General features: G+C 73.1%; 12 protein-coding genes. 4 read left to right on the top strand and 8 right to left on the bottom strand.

Annotated features, from left to right (window positions below; genetic code table 11):
- Positions 1–62: 62 nt before the first annotated feature.
- The gene (locus AB0J21_RS12660; protein WP_363145890.1) at positions 63–434 is read left to right on the top strand and encodes a hypothetical protein; all 372 of its coding nucleotides are present in this window, start codon (positions 63–65) and stop codon (positions 432–434) included.
- Positions 435–540: 106 nt separating this feature from the next.
- Here the strand turns inward: AB0J21_RS12660 and AB0J21_RS12655 are convergent, their stop codons facing one another.
- The 5 genes from AB0J21_RS12655 to AB0J21_RS12635 form a co-directional block, all read right to left on the bottom strand.
- The gene (locus tag AB0J21_RS12655; protein ID WP_363145889.1) at positions 541–1,551 is read right to left on the bottom strand and encodes a COX15/CtaA family protein; all 1,011 of its coding nucleotides are present in this window, start codon (positions 1,549–1,551) and stop codon (positions 541–543) included.
- A gap of 196 nt (positions 1,552–1,747) precedes the next feature.
- Positions 1,748–3,298: a glycoside hydrolase family 3 N-terminal domain-containing protein gene (locus tag AB0J21_RS12650; protein ID WP_363145888.1), complete on the bottom strand. Its 1,551-nt coding sequence runs from the start codon at positions 3,296–3,298 to the stop codon at positions 1,748–1,750.
- A gap of 19 nt (positions 3,299–3,317) precedes the next feature.
- Entirely contained in the window at positions 3,318–4,193 is an 876-nt protein-coding gene (locus AB0J21_RS12645; protein WP_363145887.1) for a carbohydrate ABC transporter permease, read from the bottom strand.
- Positions 4,190–5,179 carry a sugar ABC transporter permease gene (locus tag AB0J21_RS12640; protein ID WP_363145886.1) on the bottom strand — a complete coding sequence of 330 codons (990 nt, stop codon included), beginning with the start codon at positions 5,177–5,179 and terminating at the stop codon, positions 4,190–4,192. The genes AB0J21_RS12645 and AB0J21_RS12640 overlap by 4 nt, the downstream gene beginning before the upstream one ends.
- Position 5,180: 1 nt before the next feature.
- A complete protein-coding gene (locus AB0J21_RS12635; RefSeq protein ID WP_363145885.1) occupies positions 5,181–6,467 on the bottom strand; it encodes a sugar ABC transporter substrate-binding protein in 1,287 nt (428 codons plus the stop codon).
- 269 nt (positions 6,468–6,736) lie between these two features.
- Here AB0J21_RS12635 and AB0J21_RS12630 point away from each other — a divergent pair, with 269 nt between their 5' ends.
- A complete protein-coding gene (locus tag AB0J21_RS12630) occupies positions 6,737–7,708 on the top strand; it encodes a MurR/RpiR family transcriptional regulator (RefSeq protein ID WP_363145884.1) in 972 nt (323 codons plus the stop codon).
- 37 nt (positions 7,709–7,745) lie between these two features.
- Here AB0J21_RS12630 and AB0J21_RS12625 read toward each other — a convergent pair whose 3' ends face one another.
- From AB0J21_RS12625 to AB0J21_RS12615, 3 genes are all read right to left on the bottom strand, one after another.
- Positions 7,746–8,927 (bottom strand): anhydro-N-acetylmuramic acid kinase, encoded by a 1,182-nt coding sequence (locus tag AB0J21_RS12625; RefSeq protein ID WP_363145883.1) that lies wholly within the window; start codon positions 8,925–8,927, stop codon positions 7,746–7,748.
- Positions 8,928–9,003: 76 nt separating this feature from the next.
- Positions 9,004–9,771, bottom strand: coding sequence for an ABC transporter permease (locus AB0J21_RS12620; RefSeq protein ID WP_363145882.1), 768 nt, complete (start codon positions 9,769–9,771; stop codon positions 9,004–9,006).
- A complete protein-coding gene (locus AB0J21_RS12615) occupies positions 9,768–10,691 on the bottom strand; it encodes an ABC transporter ATP-binding protein (protein ID WP_363145881.1) in 924 nt (307 codons plus the stop codon). The genes AB0J21_RS12620 and AB0J21_RS12615 overlap by 4 nt, the downstream gene beginning before the upstream one ends.
- Before the next feature lie 224 nt (positions 10,692–10,915).
- Between AB0J21_RS12615 and AB0J21_RS12610 the strand changes: the two genes are divergently transcribed.
- Both AB0J21_RS12610 and AB0J21_RS12605 read left to right on the top strand, forming a co-directional pair.
- Positions 10,916–11,749, top strand: a complete 834-nt coding sequence (locus tag AB0J21_RS12610; RefSeq protein WP_363145880.1) for a LuxR family transcriptional regulator — start codon at positions 10,916–10,918, stop codon at positions 11,747–11,749.
- Positions 11,750–12,181: 432 nt separating this feature from the next.
- Positions 12,182–15,772 carry a S8 family serine peptidase gene (locus AB0J21_RS12605; RefSeq protein ID WP_363145879.1) on the top strand — a complete coding sequence of 1,197 codons (3,591 nt, stop codon included), beginning with the start codon at positions 12,182–12,184 and terminating at the stop codon, positions 15,770–15,772.
- Positions 15,773–15,785: the final 13 nt, after the last annotated feature.

The following is a 15,785-nucleotide window of genomic DNA, read 5'->3' as shown; positions in this document are numbered from 1 at the left end:
GTCCCTCACGGACGGCGGGGCCTCTTGTCGTACTACGGCCTACTCGTGGGTAGCATGCGGTCATGGCAGACAACACCCAGCAGACCGAGGACGCGGCGGCCGACCCCCGGGCGGACCGCAAGGAGGCCGCCCGGCAGGAGCGCAGGGCCGCCAGGCTCGCCAAGCAGATCGGCTCCTTCGCCCGCAGGCACGGCGGCGCCGAGGGGCAGCTCGCCTACGTGGGGCAGCGCGGCACGCGTATCTCCCTGGTCGGCGAGGACGGCCGCTGGGGCGATCTGTTCGCGCCCAGCACCGCCGTCGCCCAGGACGCCGTGGAGAAGGCCGGGATCACCATGCACGACAGCTTCGACGGCGAGTTCGCCGCGAAGGTGCGCACCGGGCCCTACGAGTGGAAGCGCATGGCGGGCATCCAGCTCGGCGGCCCAGCGGCCTGAGTCTCCCCGCAGGAAGGCCCGCCGACGCGCTCGGCGGGTACGCGTGAGGGGTGCGGCCCCGAGGATCACGCCTCGGGGCCGCACCCCTCACCCGTACCCGCGTCCGTCAGGCGTCGGCGAGCGCTCCGGTCTCCTGCTGCTGGGCCGGCAGGACCGAGGGCGTGTGCGGGCGCTCGCGCAACGACAGCAGCACCCGCAGGGTGCCGATCCACACGAGCGTCGAGCCGAGCATGTGCACACCGACCAGGATCTCGGGCAGGTCGGTGAAGTACTGGACGTAGCCGATGGCGCCCTGGGCCATCAGGACGAGGAACAGCAGCCCGGTCCTGCGGCGCGGTCCGGCCGGTGCGTCCACCGCCTTCAGGACGCACCACAGCGCGAGCGTCAGGAGCACGACGATCCAGGCCAGCGCGGCGTGCACCTTGGTGATCGACTCCCAGTCGATGTCCATGCGCGCCACCTCGCTGGAGTCGCCCGCGTGCGGTCCCGCGCCGGTCACCAGCGTGCCGACCGCGATGAGTACGACGGTCGCGCCGACCAGGACTCGTACGAGCTGCTTCACGGAGTGGCCGACCAGCGGCCTGGGCGCCCCGTCGCCCTCCTTCGTGCGCTGCCACAGCACGGTCGCGAGGGCGATCAGCGCCGAGGTCAGCAGGAAGTGCGCGGCCACCGTGTACGGGTTGAGGCCCACCAGGACGACGATGCCGCCCAGGACCGCGTTGCCCATGACCAGCCAGAACTGTGCCCAGCCCAGGCGGGTGAGGGAGCGGCGGCGGGGTTTCGCGGCGCGCGCCGTGATGATCGCCCAGCCGACGGCCGCGCACAGGACGTAGGTCAGCATCCGGTTGCCGAACTCGATGACCCCGTGGAAGCCCATCTCGCGCGTCGTGGTCAGCGAACCGTTGGTGCACTCGGGCCAGGTCGGGCAGCCCAGGCCGGAACCGGTGAGCCGGACGGCGCCGCCGGTCACGACGATCACGACCGACGTCAGCAGGGCCAGAAGGGCCGCCCGCCGGACGGTCTCCGGCTTCGGAGTCCAGCGCCTCGCGATGAAGGCGAGTGGATTGCGGGCGGCCTCGGCGGCGTCGCGGGCAGTCAGATTCGGCACGGCGCCCATGCTAGGCCGCCGCTTGTGCACGGATTCACGCGGGTGGGCATGTCGGACAGATCGAGCGCGGGGGCCAGGGGGCGGAGGGGGGCCGGGGCGCGCCGTACGGGGGGATATCCGGGTACTTGGGGCACGGTGGGAGGGCTCCAGGAGGCCCTCCCATCGTGCCCGACATCACATCGGGAAGTGTCCCGGTCGCCCCGGGTCAGTCCGTCAGCAGTGCCGTCACGGCACGTACCGTCGGCGCGCTGTCGCCGTACGTGAAGACGGCCCTGTGCGCGTCCGGCAGGTCCTCGGTGCTCGCGGGCAGGCCGAGGCAGACCGTGACGGCGCGCGGGTTGTGTGCCAGGAGCCGCCGCAGCGCGGCTTCCTCGGCCGGGTCGGCGCGCGGGGTGCCGGTGAGGATCACGTCGGCCCGGGGCACGGCGGGCGCCGGGGTGCCGGGATCGGGCGCGGCGCCGAGATCCGCCTCGGTGGCGCGGCCCTCGGCGCCGTCCGGCCGGGCGAAGAGGGCCTCGGCCGTCGACCCCGGCAGCCGGTCGAGCAGGGCGGCGGTGAGGCGGTCGGAGATCCGGCCGCTCACGACGGAGCGGCGACGCCGTACGTCCACGACGTGCACGGGGGAGCGCAGGGCGCCCGCGACCGGGCCGCGCACGTGCAGGGCCTCCCGGGCGGCGCGGTCGTTCGCCCCGGCGGGATCGGGGGCCGGGAGGCCGGCCCGGTCCCGTGTGCGGGACCAGTCCGCCAGGGCGGCGACCCGCGCCGCCGCCTCTTCGAGCCGGGCCAGGGGCAGCCGGCCCGCGCGGACCGCCGCGAGCACCGCGTCCAGCGCCGTGCGGAACTCCTCCTCGCCCGTCGCCGGCACCGGCGAGTCGGCGCCCGGCAGGGCCGGGTTGCCGAGGCACACGAGGTCGACGCCGGCCGCGAGGGCCCGTACGACACCCTCCGCGAAGCCGATGGTCGCGGAGATCGCCCGCATGTCGACCGCGTCGGACACGACGACCCCCTCGAAGCCGAGTTCCTCGCGGAGCAGGGTCAGCAGGGGAGCGCTGAGGGTGGCCGGGGCCTCGTCGAGGGCGGGGAAGACGATGTGCGCCGTCATGACGCAGCGGGCGCCCGCCGCGATCGCCGCGGCGAAGGGCACCAGCTCCCGGGCCCGCAGCGTCGCCAGGTCGACGTCCACGACCGCGAGGCCCGCATGGGTGTCGACCTTCGTGTCCCCGTGGCCGGGGAAGTGCTTGGCGCAGGCCGCGACCCCCTCGGTCTGGACCGCCCGTACGAAGGCCGCCGCGTGCCGGCCCACGAGGTCCGGCTCGCCGCCGTACGAGCGCACCCCGATCACCGGGTTCGCCGGATCGGAGTTGACGTCCACGACGGGGGCGAGCACGAGGTCGATGCCCGCCCGGCGCACGTCGCGGGCGATACCGCGGGCCACCTCGGCGGTCAGCGCGAGGTCGTCGGCGCGGCCGAGGACGGCGGCGCCCACGTGCGGGGAGCCCTGCGCCACGTGCAGCCGGGAGACCGTGCCGCCCTCCTCGTCCGTGGCGATCACCGCCGTACCCGCGTGGTGGATGCGCCCGGAGAGCGCGGCGGTCCGCTCCGGGCCCGCGATGTTGTGCCCGAAGTAGCAGACCCCGCCCAGCCCCTCGGCCAGCGCGTCCAGCAGCCACGGGGGCGGGCTCGTGCCCACGAAGCCCGGCATCAGCACGGTGTGCGCGAGCCGCCGCACCCGCGCGCTCCCCTGTTCTTCGCCCACTGCGGTCACCTTCACCTCTCTACTTCACCGCGCCGGTCACGAGGCCCGCGGTGAGCCGCCGCTGGGCGAGGACGAAGACCACCATGACGGGCAGCGTCACGAGGGTCGAGGCCGCCATGAGCCCGCCCCAGTCGTTGGTGTTCTTCCCGAGGTACTGCTCCAGGCCGACCCCCACGGTCATCATGTTCTCGTCCGACATGAAGGTCAGCGCGAAGGTGAACTCCTCCCAGGCCATCACGAAGGCGAAGGCGCTGGTCGCGATGAGCCCCGGCACGACGAGCGGCAGCAGGATCGAGCGGAACATCCGCCACCAGGAGCAGCCGTCCATGTACGCGGCCTCCTCGACCTCGACCGGGACGGCGGCCACGAAGCCGCGCAGGTTCCAGATCGCGAAGGGCAGCGAGAAGGCGGTGTAGACGATCGCGAGACCGAGGAGGGAGTTGAGCATCCGCAGGTCCTTCATCTGAAGGAAGAGCGGGATGACCAGCGCCTCGGCCGGGAGCATCTGCACCACGAGGATCAGCACCATGATCGTGGTGCGCATCCGGAAGCGGAACCGCGCCATGGCGACCGCGCCGAGCAGTGCGAGCACACCCGAGGCGACGACCGTGACGAGGGTGACGATCGCCGAGTTGAGCATGAAGTGCCCGAAGCCGCCCTCGTTCAGCGCGTCCGAGAAGTGCGCGAAGGTGAAGTGGCTCGGGAAGAGGCTGTCGGTCCCGGAACTGGCCCGGCCGTTGAGGGCCGTGGAGAGCATGAACCAGACGGGGAACAGGGTGAAGAGCAGGATCGCGACCACGGCCGCGTACTTGCCGGTCCGCGCCCAGCCCCTGCGGGCGGGGGGCGTGGGTCCGTCGGTCTTCGCGACGGGCGGGATGAGGGTCTGGGCGGTCATCGCAACTCGTCCTCTTTGAACAGCACACGCAGGTACACCGCGGTGATGACCAGCAGTACGACGGTGAGCAGGACGGCGATCGCGGAGCCGAGGCCGTACTGGTTCTGGGTGATGGCCTTCATGTACGACCACACGCCGAGGTTGAGGATCTCCGGGTTGGTGCCGGAGCCGCCGGGCATCAGGTAGATCTGCGTGAAGATCTTGAAGTCCCAGATGGTGGAGAGCACCGTGACCACGGCGAACACCGGGCGCAGCACCGGGAAGGTGATGTTCCAGAAGCGCTGCCAGGCGCTCGCCCCGTCCAGCCGGGCCGCCTCGTGCAGTTCGGGCGGCACGGTGGTGAGCCCGGCGAAGAGCGTGATGGCGATGAACGGGTAGCCGTGGTGGATGACGTTCAGTTCGGCGATGCCGTAGAACGACAGCCGCTCGGTGAACCAGTTGAAGCCGTCCGGCCCGATCACCCCCAGGTCCTGGAGGGCGCGGCGCACCAGCCCGGAGTCCGGGTCGAAGATCCACACCCACACGTAGGTGCCGGTGACCGCGGGCATCGCCCAGGCCACCAGGGAGGCGCCGATCACGGTGGCGCGGGTCTTCGGGCCGAGGTGCTGGAGCAGCAGCGCGACGAGGGTGCCCAGCACGATCGTGCCGAGGACGGCGAACACGGCGAAGAACACCGTGTTCGGCAGCACCGTCTTCCAGAGGTAGGAACCCCCGAACACCTCGCGGTAGTTGTCGAGGCCGACGAACCGCGGCTTGCCGGAGATGATCTCCTTGAGCCCGTACGTCTGGAAGGACAGGTACACCACCCGCACGATCGGGTAGAGCAGCAGGACCGCGATGACCAGGAGCGGGGCGGCCAGCAGCAGCCAGGGCCGCAGCCGCACGGTCAGGCGCGGGCGGCGCGGGCCCGGCGGGCGCGCGCCCGGCAGGTCCGCCTGGCCGGCGGACGGTGCCGGACGCGCGCCGGTGACGGCGACGTTCCCCACGTCAGTTCTCCGAGAGCGTCTTGGTGACGGCGTCCGAGGCGGTCTTGGCGGCCTTGTCGACGGAGGTGCCGGTCAGGACCGACTGGACCATCTGGGAGACGGTCTTGTTGCCCTCGACGGTGCCCCAGCCCGGGGCGCTCGGCGGGTTCTTGCCGGCCTTGAGCATCGTCTCGGCGAAGGGCTTGACCAGCGGGTCGCTGCTGTTCGCGTAGGGCTTGAGCGCCGAGCTGGTGCTCGGGAAGTACCCGGCCTGGTCGGCCCAGTCCTTCGCGAGCTTGCTGGTGGTCATCATGTCGACGAACTTCCAGGCGAGGTCCTGGTTCTTGCTCGTCTTGAGCACCGCGAGGTTGGAGCCGCCCAGGACGGCCGGGGCGAGGCCGCCGTCCTTGCCCGGGATCGGGAAGGCGCCGATCTTGTCCTTGAGCGAGGGGTCACCGGCGATCGCCGTCTTCGGGGTCCAGTTGCCCTGGATCACCATGGCCGACTTCCCCTTGACGAAGGAGTCCAGCACGTCGGTCTCGCGCCAGGTGGTGGCGCCGACGCTGGAGGACTTGTCCTTCAGGGCGAGGCCCGTGTAGAAGTCCAGGCCCTCCTTCGACTTCGCCGAGTCGAGCGTCCCGGTCCACTTGCCGCCCTTCTCGGTGGCGAAGTCACCGCCCGCGCCCCACACGAAGGGGGCGACGGCGTACGCGGCGTCCCCGGCGACCGGCAGCGGCAGCAGCTTGGGCTCCTGCTTCTTGAGCGCCCTGACGGTCTGCTGGAGTTCGGCCCAGTTCTTCGGTATCGCGAGGTGGTGCTTCTCGAAGACGTCCTTGCGGTAGACGATCGCGCGCACCCCGGCGTACCAGCCGACGCCGTACTGCTTGCCGTCCAGGGTCGCCGACTGCTTCAGCGCCGGGTTCAGATCCTTGCCCAGGCCCGAGGAGTCGATCTTCGAGGTGAGGTCGGTGAGGCCGCCGGCCGCCGCGAACTCGGGGGTCCAGGTGGTGCCGATCTCGGAGACGTCCGGGCCGTCGCCGGAGGCGAAGGCGCGCACCAGACGGTCGTGGGCGTCGGCCCACTGGATCTCCTGGACCTTCAGCGTGGCCCCCGTCCTCTTCTTGAACTCCTTCTTCGTCGCGGAGTAGAAGGCGGAGGCGTCCGGGTTGGTGCCCTTCATGACCCACCAGGTCAGCGACTTGCCGTCCTTCGACGAGGACGAGGACGAGGAGCCGTCGTTGCCGCAGGCGGTCAGCACCAGGGCGGAGGCGGCCAGGGCGGCGACGCCGGCCTTGTGTACGAGTCTCATCGAGCTGTGTCTCCCTTGTGACGGACGCGGCTGAGAAGGCGGGGCGGTGGAGCGGCCACGCGAGGCGGGTGGTTGCCGCGACCGTGGCGGGCCCCGAGGCCGACGCCGTACGGGCCGGGCGCCCCCGATGAACCGCTGGTGAGCTGCGGCGATCCCGCAAGTATGGGGAGGGTTAAGAAGGTAGTCAATAAGTAACAGGGGTCGTGATGTGAGCGTTAGTTTTTGACATCGACGGGCTACGCTGGCCGCCCAGCCACCAGGAGGAAGCCATGACCGACCGGTCCGCGCCGCGGCGAGGGGCGATCCCGAAGGAGCCGGACACCGAGGCCCCGGCCCTGGACGTCCTCGTCCGCATCCGCGGCGCCGTCCCCTCCCTGCAGCCCGCCGAACAGCGGGTCGCCGCCGCCGTGCTGGGCGATCCGGCGGGTGCCGCGCGCATGTCGTCCACGACCCTCGCCACCCAGGCCAGGACCTCGGTGACCACCGTGATGCGCTTCTGCCGCGCCATCGGGCTGTCCAACTACCCCCAGCTGCGCATCGCCCTGGCCTCCTCGGCGGCCCGCGAGGACGCCCGCAACAGCGACCGGTACTGGGCCGACGACGGGGACATCAGCGAGGACGACACACTCACCCAGGTCGTGGACAAGGTCATCTACAACGAGGCCAGGACCCTGGAGGACACCCGCGCGCAGCTCGAACTCGACGTGCTGGCACGCGCGGTGGACGCCGTCGCCAAGGCCCGCAGGATCGACGTCTTCGGCATCGGCGCGAGCGGGTTCGTCGGCCAGGACCTCCACCAGAAGCTGCACCGCATCGGCCTCATGGCCTTCGTGTGGACCGACGGGCACGCCGCGCTCACCGCGAGCGCCCTGCTCGGTGAGGGGGACGTCGCGCTCGGCATCTCCCACTCGGGCTCGACCGTCGACACCGTGGAGCCGCTCCAGGCGGCCGGCGACCGCGGGGCGACCACCATCGCGCTCACCAACTTCGCCGGCTCCCCGCTCGCCGAGTGCGCCGACCACGTCCTGACCACGGCCGTGCGCGAGATGCCGCTGCGCTCGGGCGCGACCGCGAGCAGGATCGCCCAGCTCGCCGTCGTCGACTGCCTGTTCGTCGGCGTCGCCCAGCGCTCCTTCACGAACGCCACCACCGCCATCACCCGCACCTACGGCGCCGTGCGCCACCTGCGCGCGATGCCCGCGGCGAACCGGCGCCCCGGCACACCGGGCGAGGACGGCTGAGGAGCCCGCCGGTCCCGGGCCCGCCCGGCCGGTGGGCTCAGCCCGCCCGGCGGATCTCCAGCACGCGCGGCGCCGCGCCCGGCTCCGGGAGCCGCAACGGGCCCGCGCCCGGGCTGAAGCGGCCCAGCACGCGCGGCGTCGCCGAGCCGGTGGCGCCCGGGACGACCCCGGGAACCTGCTGCCAGCTCAGGAAGCCGAGCAGGGCCATGAGGTACGCCTCCTTGTCCCCGGCGGGCAGTCCGCGCGCGTCGCTCGTGACCACCTCGGCCGGGGCGAGCCGGGCGCTCAGCGCCGCGAACAGCGCCGGATTGCGCACCCCGCCGCCCGAGACGACGACCTCGACGGGGGCGAAGGGCCGGACCGCGTCCGCGACGGTCACGGCGGTCAGCTCGGTGAGCGTCGCCATCAGGTCCTCGTCCGCCACCGGTGGCAGCCCGGCCAGCCGCTCCTGGACGTACGCGGTCGTGAACAGCTCCCGGCCCGTCGACTTGGGCGCGGCGAGCCGGTAGTACGGCTCCGCGAGCAGCCGCTCCAGCAGGTCTGCGCGGACGGTGCCCGCACGCGCCAGCCGCCCGTCCAGGTCGCTGCCCAGACGGCCGCCGGAAAGCCGGTGCGCGGCCGCGTCGAGCAGGCAGTTGGCGGGGCCGGTGTCGAAGGCGGTGACGGGCTCGCCCGGTGCGCCCACGACCGTCACGTTGGCGATGCCGCCGAGGTTGAGGGCGACCCTGCGCGTACCCGGCTCACCCGCGAGCCACAGCGCGTCGAGCGTGCTCGCGAGCGGCGCGCCCTGACCCCCGGCGGCGATGTCCCGCGCCCGGACGTCGGAGACGACCGGCAGCCCCGTCTCCTCGGCGATCCACGCGGGCTGACCGAGCTGGAGGGTGCCGAGCGCCCGTCCCTCCTCGACCCAGTGGAAGACGGTCTGGCCGTGCGAGACGACGAGGTCGGCCCGGCCGCCCGCGTAGCGGTCCACCGCCTCGCGCACCGCCGCCGCGCTCTCCTGCCCGACCAGGGTGTCCAGCGCGCACACCTCGGCGAGCGAGACCCGCGCCGGGGGCAGCACCGCGAGCAGCCGCTCCCGGGTCCGTACCGGCCAGGGGTGCTCGTGGGCGCCGAGCGGGACCAGGGCGAGCGTGCCCTCGGCGTCCAGCGACAGCTCGGCGGCGGCGACGTCGAGGCCGTCCACCGACGTACCGGACATGAGACCTACGACGATCACGCGACGTCCTCAGAGGTGTCGGAGGGAGGGGGAGTGCCAGAGATGTGGAGCCCGGGGCGGGCCGGGCCCGAAGGGGTCATTCCCAGCGGAAGAACCGGGCCGCCGCGCCGAGGCCGAGGACCGTCCACACCGCGAGGACGAGGAGGTCCTTCCCCGGCACCCCGGCACCGTGCTGGAGCACGTCCCGCAGCCCGTCCGAGAGCGCCGCGACGGGGAGCAGTTCGAGGACGGCGCGGACGGCGTCCGGGAACTTGTCCAGCGGCACGATCACCCCGCCGCACACGAGCAGCACGATGAAGACGAGGTTCGCGGCGGCCAGCGTGGCCTCCGCCTTGAGCGTCCCCGCCATGAGCAGCCCGAGCCCCGAGAAGGCCGCCGTGCCCAGCAGGAGCAGCAGCACGACCCACACCGGGTTGCCGTGCGGGGACCAGCCGAGGGCGAGAGCGATGACGGTCAGCAGGGCGACCTGGAGCACCTCGGTCACCAGGACCGACAGGGTCTTCGCGGTCATCAGCGCCCAGCGCGGCAGCGGGGAGGCGCCGAGCCGCTTGAGCACCCCGTAGCGGCGGTCGAAGCCCGTCGCGATGGCCTGACCGGTGAAGGCCGTGGACATCACGGCGAGCGCGAGGACGCCCGGGGCCAGGAAGTCGACGGAGTCGCCGGCCCCGGTGTCCACGACGTCGACGGTCGAGAACAGGACCAGCAGCAGCGAGGGGATGATCACCGTCAGCAGCAGCTGCTCGCCGTTGCGCAGCAGCATCCGGGTCTCCAGCGCGGCCTGCGCGGTGATCATGCGGCCGAGCGGGGCGGCCCCTGGCCTCGGGGTGTACGTACCGGCGCTCATCCGCGCAGCTCCTTACCGGTCAGCTCCAGGAAGACGTCCTCCAGGGTGTGCCGTTCGACGGCGATGTTCTGCGGCATGACTCCGTGCTGGGCGCACCAGGAGGTGACGGTGGCCAGCAGCTGCGGGTCGATGTCCCCGCCGACCCGGTACGTTCCCGGCGCGAGTTCGGCGGCCTCGCTGCCCGGGGGCAGCGCCTTGAGCAGGGAGCCCACGTCGAGCCCCGCGCGGCCGCTGAAGCGCAGGGTGTTCTGCGCCTCGCCCCGGCACAGCTCCTCGGGGCCGCCCTGGGCGATGACCCGTCCGCCGTCGACGATCGCGACGTCGTCGGCGAGCTGCTCCGCCTCGTCCATGTGGTGGGTCGTGAGGATCACGCTCACCCCGTCGGCGCGCAGATCGCGCACCAGGTCCCAGGTGGCGCGGCGGGCCTGCGGGTCGAGTCCCGCGGTCGGCTCGTCGAGGAAGACCAGCTCGGGCCGGCCCACGACGGCCAGCGCGAGCGCGAGCCGCTGCCGCTGTCCGCCGGACAGCCTCCGGTAGGTCGTGCGGCCGCAGGAACCGAGGCCCAGGCGCTCGACGAGGGCGTCGACGTCGAGCGGGTGGGCGTGCAGTCTCGCCATGTGGCGGAGCATCTCCTCGGCGCGGGCGCCGGAGTAGACCCCGCCGGACTGGAGCATGACGCCGATCCTGGGGCGCAGCCGCGCGGCCTGCGTCACCGGGTCGAGGCCGAGGACGCGGGCGCTGCCGGAGTCCGGCCTGCGGTACCCCTCGCAGATCTCGATCGTGGTGGTCTTGCCGGCGCCGTTGGGGCCGAGGACGGCCGTGATGCCGGGGGCTGCCGTGAGGTCGAGGCCGGCGACCGCGGTCTTGTGTCCGTACCGCTTCACCAGGGAGGTGAGGTGGACGACGGGCTCGCTTGTCATGGTGGCCAAGTCTAGGGACCGCCGGGCGGACCCCGACCGGCAGGGAGGGACAAAGAGAGGGACGAGCCGGGCGGGCGGCTCCCCCTCGGGGCGCGCGAAGGCGTATCGGTGGTGTGTCGGGCCCGTATCGGGCCGCGGACGCCCCTGACACGGCCCCCGCGGTGGGGGAGACTGGCGCGCATGCTGATCGTGGCCCACCGCGGACTGTCGCCGGGCGGACGCCGGTGACGCCCGCCGAGGAGGGGGCGGCGGCCCCCGCCGAGGACGGGGGCGCCGCGGCCGGGGGCCCGGAGGCCACAGGCGCCCCGCACCGGCTGCACGACGTCTTCCGCCGGCTGGGCGAGGAGCTGCGCCGCGCCGAGTCGGACGCGGTCTCGCTGCTGGACGCCGGCCGGACCGCGGAGGCCGGCGCGGAACTCGTCGAGGGGCGGGAGGCGCAGCGGCGCCGGGTCCTGGAACTGGAGCGGGGCGCGCGCCGGACCTTCCACGCCTTCCTGACCGGCCTCAACACGGTCACGCCGGTGGCGGCCACCCTGAAGGCCACCGGTGCGCCACCGGACCGGGGCGGCAAGGTCGTGCGGACGCCCACCGAAGGCGGCCCGGAGGCCGGCTACCGGATCCTGGTCGACCGTGACTTCCTCGCCGAGCCGGCGGCGCTGCTCGCGCTGGACGAGCGGGTGCGCGCGGGGGAGCAGGTGCGGGTGGTGGACAGCCCGCTGATCAAGCTCGCCGTGGCGGACGGGGAACTGGCGATGGTCCAGGTGAGCCCCGAGCGCTCGGTGCTGCTGCGGCCGCCGCTGGTACTGCTCGCGGTCGAGCTGTTCGCGATGGCGTGGCGGCACTCCCGCCCGTTCCTGCGCGAGGGCGGCGATCTGAGCCCCGACGACCGGCGGATCCTCCAGCTGATGCTGTCGGGCCTGACCGACTCGGCGACGGCGAAGCAGATCGGCACCTCCCCGCGCACCGTGCAGCGGCGGCTGCGCGCGCTCATGGACGCCGCCTCGGTGACCTCGCGGCTGCAGCTGGGCTGGTACGCGATGCGGAACAACTGGGTCTAGCAGGTCACGGCAACTGGTCCTGGAATGAGCCCTGTTGGGCGTGCCGGGGCGTGGTGTGGCAAGTCCACGACAGCCGCGCGGCTGTCGCACACTCGCCACCGGAACTCCTTGTTGCGGTGTCCTCGCGTACGCCAGGATCCAGGCAGCTCTTCGCATGTCCCCGGTGGTGACAAGGAGTTCCGCGTGCCCCGTTCCCGACGGTTCCCGCTCCCGGCGCCGGCCGCGGCCCGCAGGCCCCGCCCGCACCGGGCACCGGGCCGCGGGACCCGGTAGGCCCCGAGCCCGGGCGCGCGGTCGTCGCGTGCCGAAGCCCTCGTCACGGTGCGCCCCGCCCACCGGCCCGATCCGACCGCCTGACGCCATCCCGTACAGGCCGGTCGGCCCCACACAGGCACGGCGGAGAGCACCGCCCTGCCTCAAGGAGGTTCGCAGGTGAGGTACCACTTCCCGCGCAGACGAAGACTGCTGGCCGCCGCGCTCGCCGCGGCGCTGGGAACACCACTGCTCGCCACGGTCCCCGCCACCGCGGGCACCGCCCCGCCCTCGGCGGCGCGTGTGCTCCAGGACAAGGCGCGGGCCGGCGTCCTGCGGCAGCTCGGCACCCACGACACCACGACCTTCTGGGTGCGGCTCGACTCGGAGGCCGACACCTCGGCGGCCCGCAGGACGAAGAAGAAGACGGACAAGGACCGCGCTGTCATCGAGGCCAAGACGGCCCACGCGGACCGGAGCCAGAAGGCGCTGCGGGCGCTGCTGAAGAAGGCGGGCGCGCGCTACACCCCCTACTGGATCACCAACACCGTCAAGGTGACCGGCGACAAGGCCCTGGCCGAGAAGATCGCCGCCCGCCCCGAGGTCGCCGCGATCGAGGCCGACACCGTGCTCGCACCCCCCGACACCAGGAAGGGCAAGGCCCAGCCCAAGGCCGAGGGCACCGAGTGGAACGTCGACGCGATCCACGCGCCAGAGGTCTGGGACAAGGTGGGGACGCGCGGCGAAGGCGTCGTGGTCGCCAGCATCGACACCGGCGTCGACTACCGGCACCCCGCGCTGATGAGCCGCTACCGCGGGCTGAAGGCCGACGGGTCCTACGACCACGCCTACAACTGGTTCGACGCGACGGCCAGTTGCCCGGACAAGGCGCCCTGCGACGACTACGGGCACGGCACCCACACGATGGGCACGATGGTCGGGGACGACAGCGAGGGCAACGCGATCGGGGTCGCCCCCGGCGCCCAGTGGATCGCCGCCAAGGGATGCACGACGACCGGCTGTCCGCAGGACGCGCTGCTCTCGGCCGGCCAGTGGATCCTCGCGCCGACCGACGCGATCGGGCAGCACCCGCGCCCCGACCTCGCTCCCGACGTGGTGAACAACTCGTGGGGCGGCGACCTCATGGACACCTGGTACAAGGCGATGGTCCAGGCCTGGGTGGACGCGGGGATCTTCCCGGCCTTCTCCAACGGCAACGCGGGCCCGAACTGCGCGACCGCCGGATCGCCCGGCGCGTACACCAACACCTACGCCTCCGGCGCCTTCGGCGTCGACGGCAAGATCGCCGCGTTCTCCTCGCGCGGCTCCGGCGAGGGCGGCGCGATCAAACCGGACATCGCCGCGCCCGGTGTGGACATCCGCTCCGCCGCGCCCGGCGGCGGCTACGCCGTCGAGTCCGGTACGTCGATGGCCTCACCGCACACCGCGGCCACGGTCGCGCTGATGTGGTCGGTCTCCCCGGCGATCCGCGGTGACATCGCCGCCACCGAACGCCTCCTCGACCAGAGCGCGACCGACGTCGACGACACCACCTGCGGCGGCACCGCGGGCGACAACAACGTCTACGGCGAGGGCCGGCTCGACGCGTACGCCGCGGTCGGCGCCACACCGCGCGGCCCCCTCGGCGCGGTGAGCGGCACCGTCACCAGCGGCCCGGCCCCGCTCGCCGGCGCCACCGTCGAACTCGACGGGCCGATGTACGCCACCGCCACCACCGGCGAGGACGGCACGTACACGCTGCCGAAGGTGATGACCGGCGACTACACCGTCAAGGTCGCCAAGTACGGATACGTGACCTCCACCTCCACCGCCACCGTCACCGAGGGCGCCACCACGACCCGCGACGCCTCGCTCACCGTGGCACCGCGCGCCACCCTCACCGGGACGGTGCGCTCCCAGGGCGGGCCCGAGGCCGGGGCGAGGATCGAGGTGGCCGGGGCCCCGGTCACCGCCACCACCTCTCAGGACGGCGGCTACTCGCTCGAACTTCCCGCGGGCAGCTACCAGGTGAAGATCACCCCGGCCTCCCGCTGCGTCGCCGTCGGCGCCTTCGCCGTCGAGGCCGCGGAGGGCACCCACACCAAGGACCTCCTGCTGCCCAGCCGCAGCGACGCGTTCGGCACCACCTGCCAGGTCACCGAGGACACGGACTTCCCGGCCGGCACGACCAAGCTCGACACGAGCAGCCCGTACGACGGCGCGGCCGGCATCACGTTCCCGTTCCCGGTGGCGCTCTACGGCAAGACCTACCGCACCGCCTCCGCGAACGTCGAGGGCTACCTCTCCTTCGAGCAGTCCGTCAATCTCTCCGCGAACCGGGACCTGCCCTACGCCGGCCTGCCCAACGGCTCGCTCTACCCCTTCTGGGACAACCTCCAGCTCGCCAGTGACAACGGGGCCCTGTACTGGGCGGCCCGGGGCACCGCCCCGCACCGCGAGGTCGTCGTGGAGTGGCGGAACGCGGTGCCGAGCAGCGACCGCACGCAGAAGCTCAGCTTCTCCGTGGTGATCGGCGAGGACGGCACGTACTCCTTCCACTACAAGAACCCCACCGGCGGCGCGGCGGCACGCGGCAGCGGCGCCACCATCGGCGCCGAGAACGCGGACGGGACCGACGCCCTGCAGTACGCGTACAACGAGGACGCCGTCACCGACGGCCTGGCCATCTCCTTCCGCCCCGACCGCAGCGCCGCGCTCACCGGCACCGTGACCGACGCCAACGACGCGAAGGCGCTCGGCGGCGCCGCCGTCACCGTGACCCGCGCGGGCGAACAGGTCGCCGCCACCACCACCGCGAGCGACGGCGCCTACCTCGTGCAGGTCCCGGCGACCGACAAGGCCGACTACGAGGTCGCCGTGTCCGCCGCCCACTACACGGCCGTCACCCGCACCGTCTCCCTCGCCGCCCACGCCACCGAACGCGCCGGCACCGCGCTGCCCACCGGCCTGGTCACCGTCACCCCGAAGACCGCGATGACCCTCGTCGTCCCCGCGGGCCAGACCCGGCAGCGCACCCTCACCCTGGCCAACTCCGGCTCCGCCGCCGACTACACGGTCGAAGAGGCGGACGGAGCGGCGTGGTTCGCCGCCGCCCCCGCCACCGGACGACTCGCCACGGGCAAGGAGCGGCAGGCGGTCCTGACCTTCGACACCGGCGGGGTCACCCCCGGCACCGTCCTGAAGGGCACCGTCGTCATCGCCTCCGACAGCGGCCGCGCACCGCAGACCAGGGTGCCGGTGACCGTGGTCGTGCCCGCCTACCAGGCGGCGCTCGACGCGGGCGCGGGCAAGGCGTACACCGACCACGACGGCGACACCTGGGGCCCGGACCAGAAGTACACGGCCGGCTCGTACGGCTTCCTCGGCACCTCCACGAAGGTGAGCACCACCAACGCCATCGAGGACACCGCCGAGCAGAAGCTGCTGCGCACCGCCCGCGAGGGCGCCGTCGAGTACCGCTTCGACCACGTGCCCGACGGCGTCTACCGGATCGACCTCGGCTTCGCCGAACTCGGCAAGGGCGGCGCGGGCAGCCGCGTCATGGACGTCCTGGCGGAGGGCGCCCTCCAACTGCCCGACCTCGACGTCGTCAAGGAGACCGGCGGCAGCTACCGCGCGCTGACCAGGACCCTCACGGTCACCGTCACGGACGGGCAGCTGAACCTGCGCCTGGTCCCCGTGGCCGCCTCGCCGACCCTGGTCAACGCCGTACGGATCACCCAGCGCCCGGACCTCGCCCCGGCCGGCTGACACCCCGTCATCG

The sequence above is a fragment of the Streptomyces sp. NPDC049954 genome (genome assembly GCF_040656295.1).
Lineage (GTDB): Bacteria > Actinomycetota > Actinomycetes > Streptomycetales > Streptomycetaceae > Streptomyces.
The sequence above is the reverse complement of the archived record's forward strand: the minus strand, read 5'-3'. Positions and strand labels throughout refer to the sequence as shown.

Excerpts from the sequence above, each read along its gene's own strand:
- AB0J21_RS12660 (WP_363145890.1), top strand. The coding sequence starts at position 63 with ATGGCAGACAACACCCAGCAGACCGAGGACGCGGCGGCCGACCCCCGG.
- AB0J21_RS12655 (WP_363145889.1), bottom strand. The coding sequence starts at position 1,551 with ATGGGCGCCGTGCCGAATCTGACTGCCCGCGACGCCGCCGAGGCCGCC.
- AB0J21_RS12645 (WP_363145887.1), bottom strand. The coding sequence starts at position 4,193 with ATGACCGCCCAGACCCTCATCCCGCCCGTCGCGAAGACCGACGGACCC.
- AB0J21_RS12635 (WP_363145885.1), bottom strand. The coding sequence starts at position 6,467 with ATGAGACTCGTACACAAGGCCGGCGTCGCCGCCCTGGCCGCCTCCGCC.
- AB0J21_RS12630 (WP_363145884.1), top strand. The coding sequence starts at position 6,737 with ATGACCGACCGGTCCGCGCCGCGGCGAGGGGCGATCCCGAAGGAGCCG.
- AB0J21_RS12620 (WP_363145882.1), bottom strand. The coding sequence starts at position 9,771 with ATGAGCGCCGGTACGTACACCCCGAGGCCAGGGGCCGCCCCGCTCGGC.
- AB0J21_RS12615 (WP_363145881.1), bottom strand. The coding sequence starts at position 10,691 with ATGACAAGCGAGCCCGTCGTCCACCTCACCTCCCTGGTGAAGCGGTAC.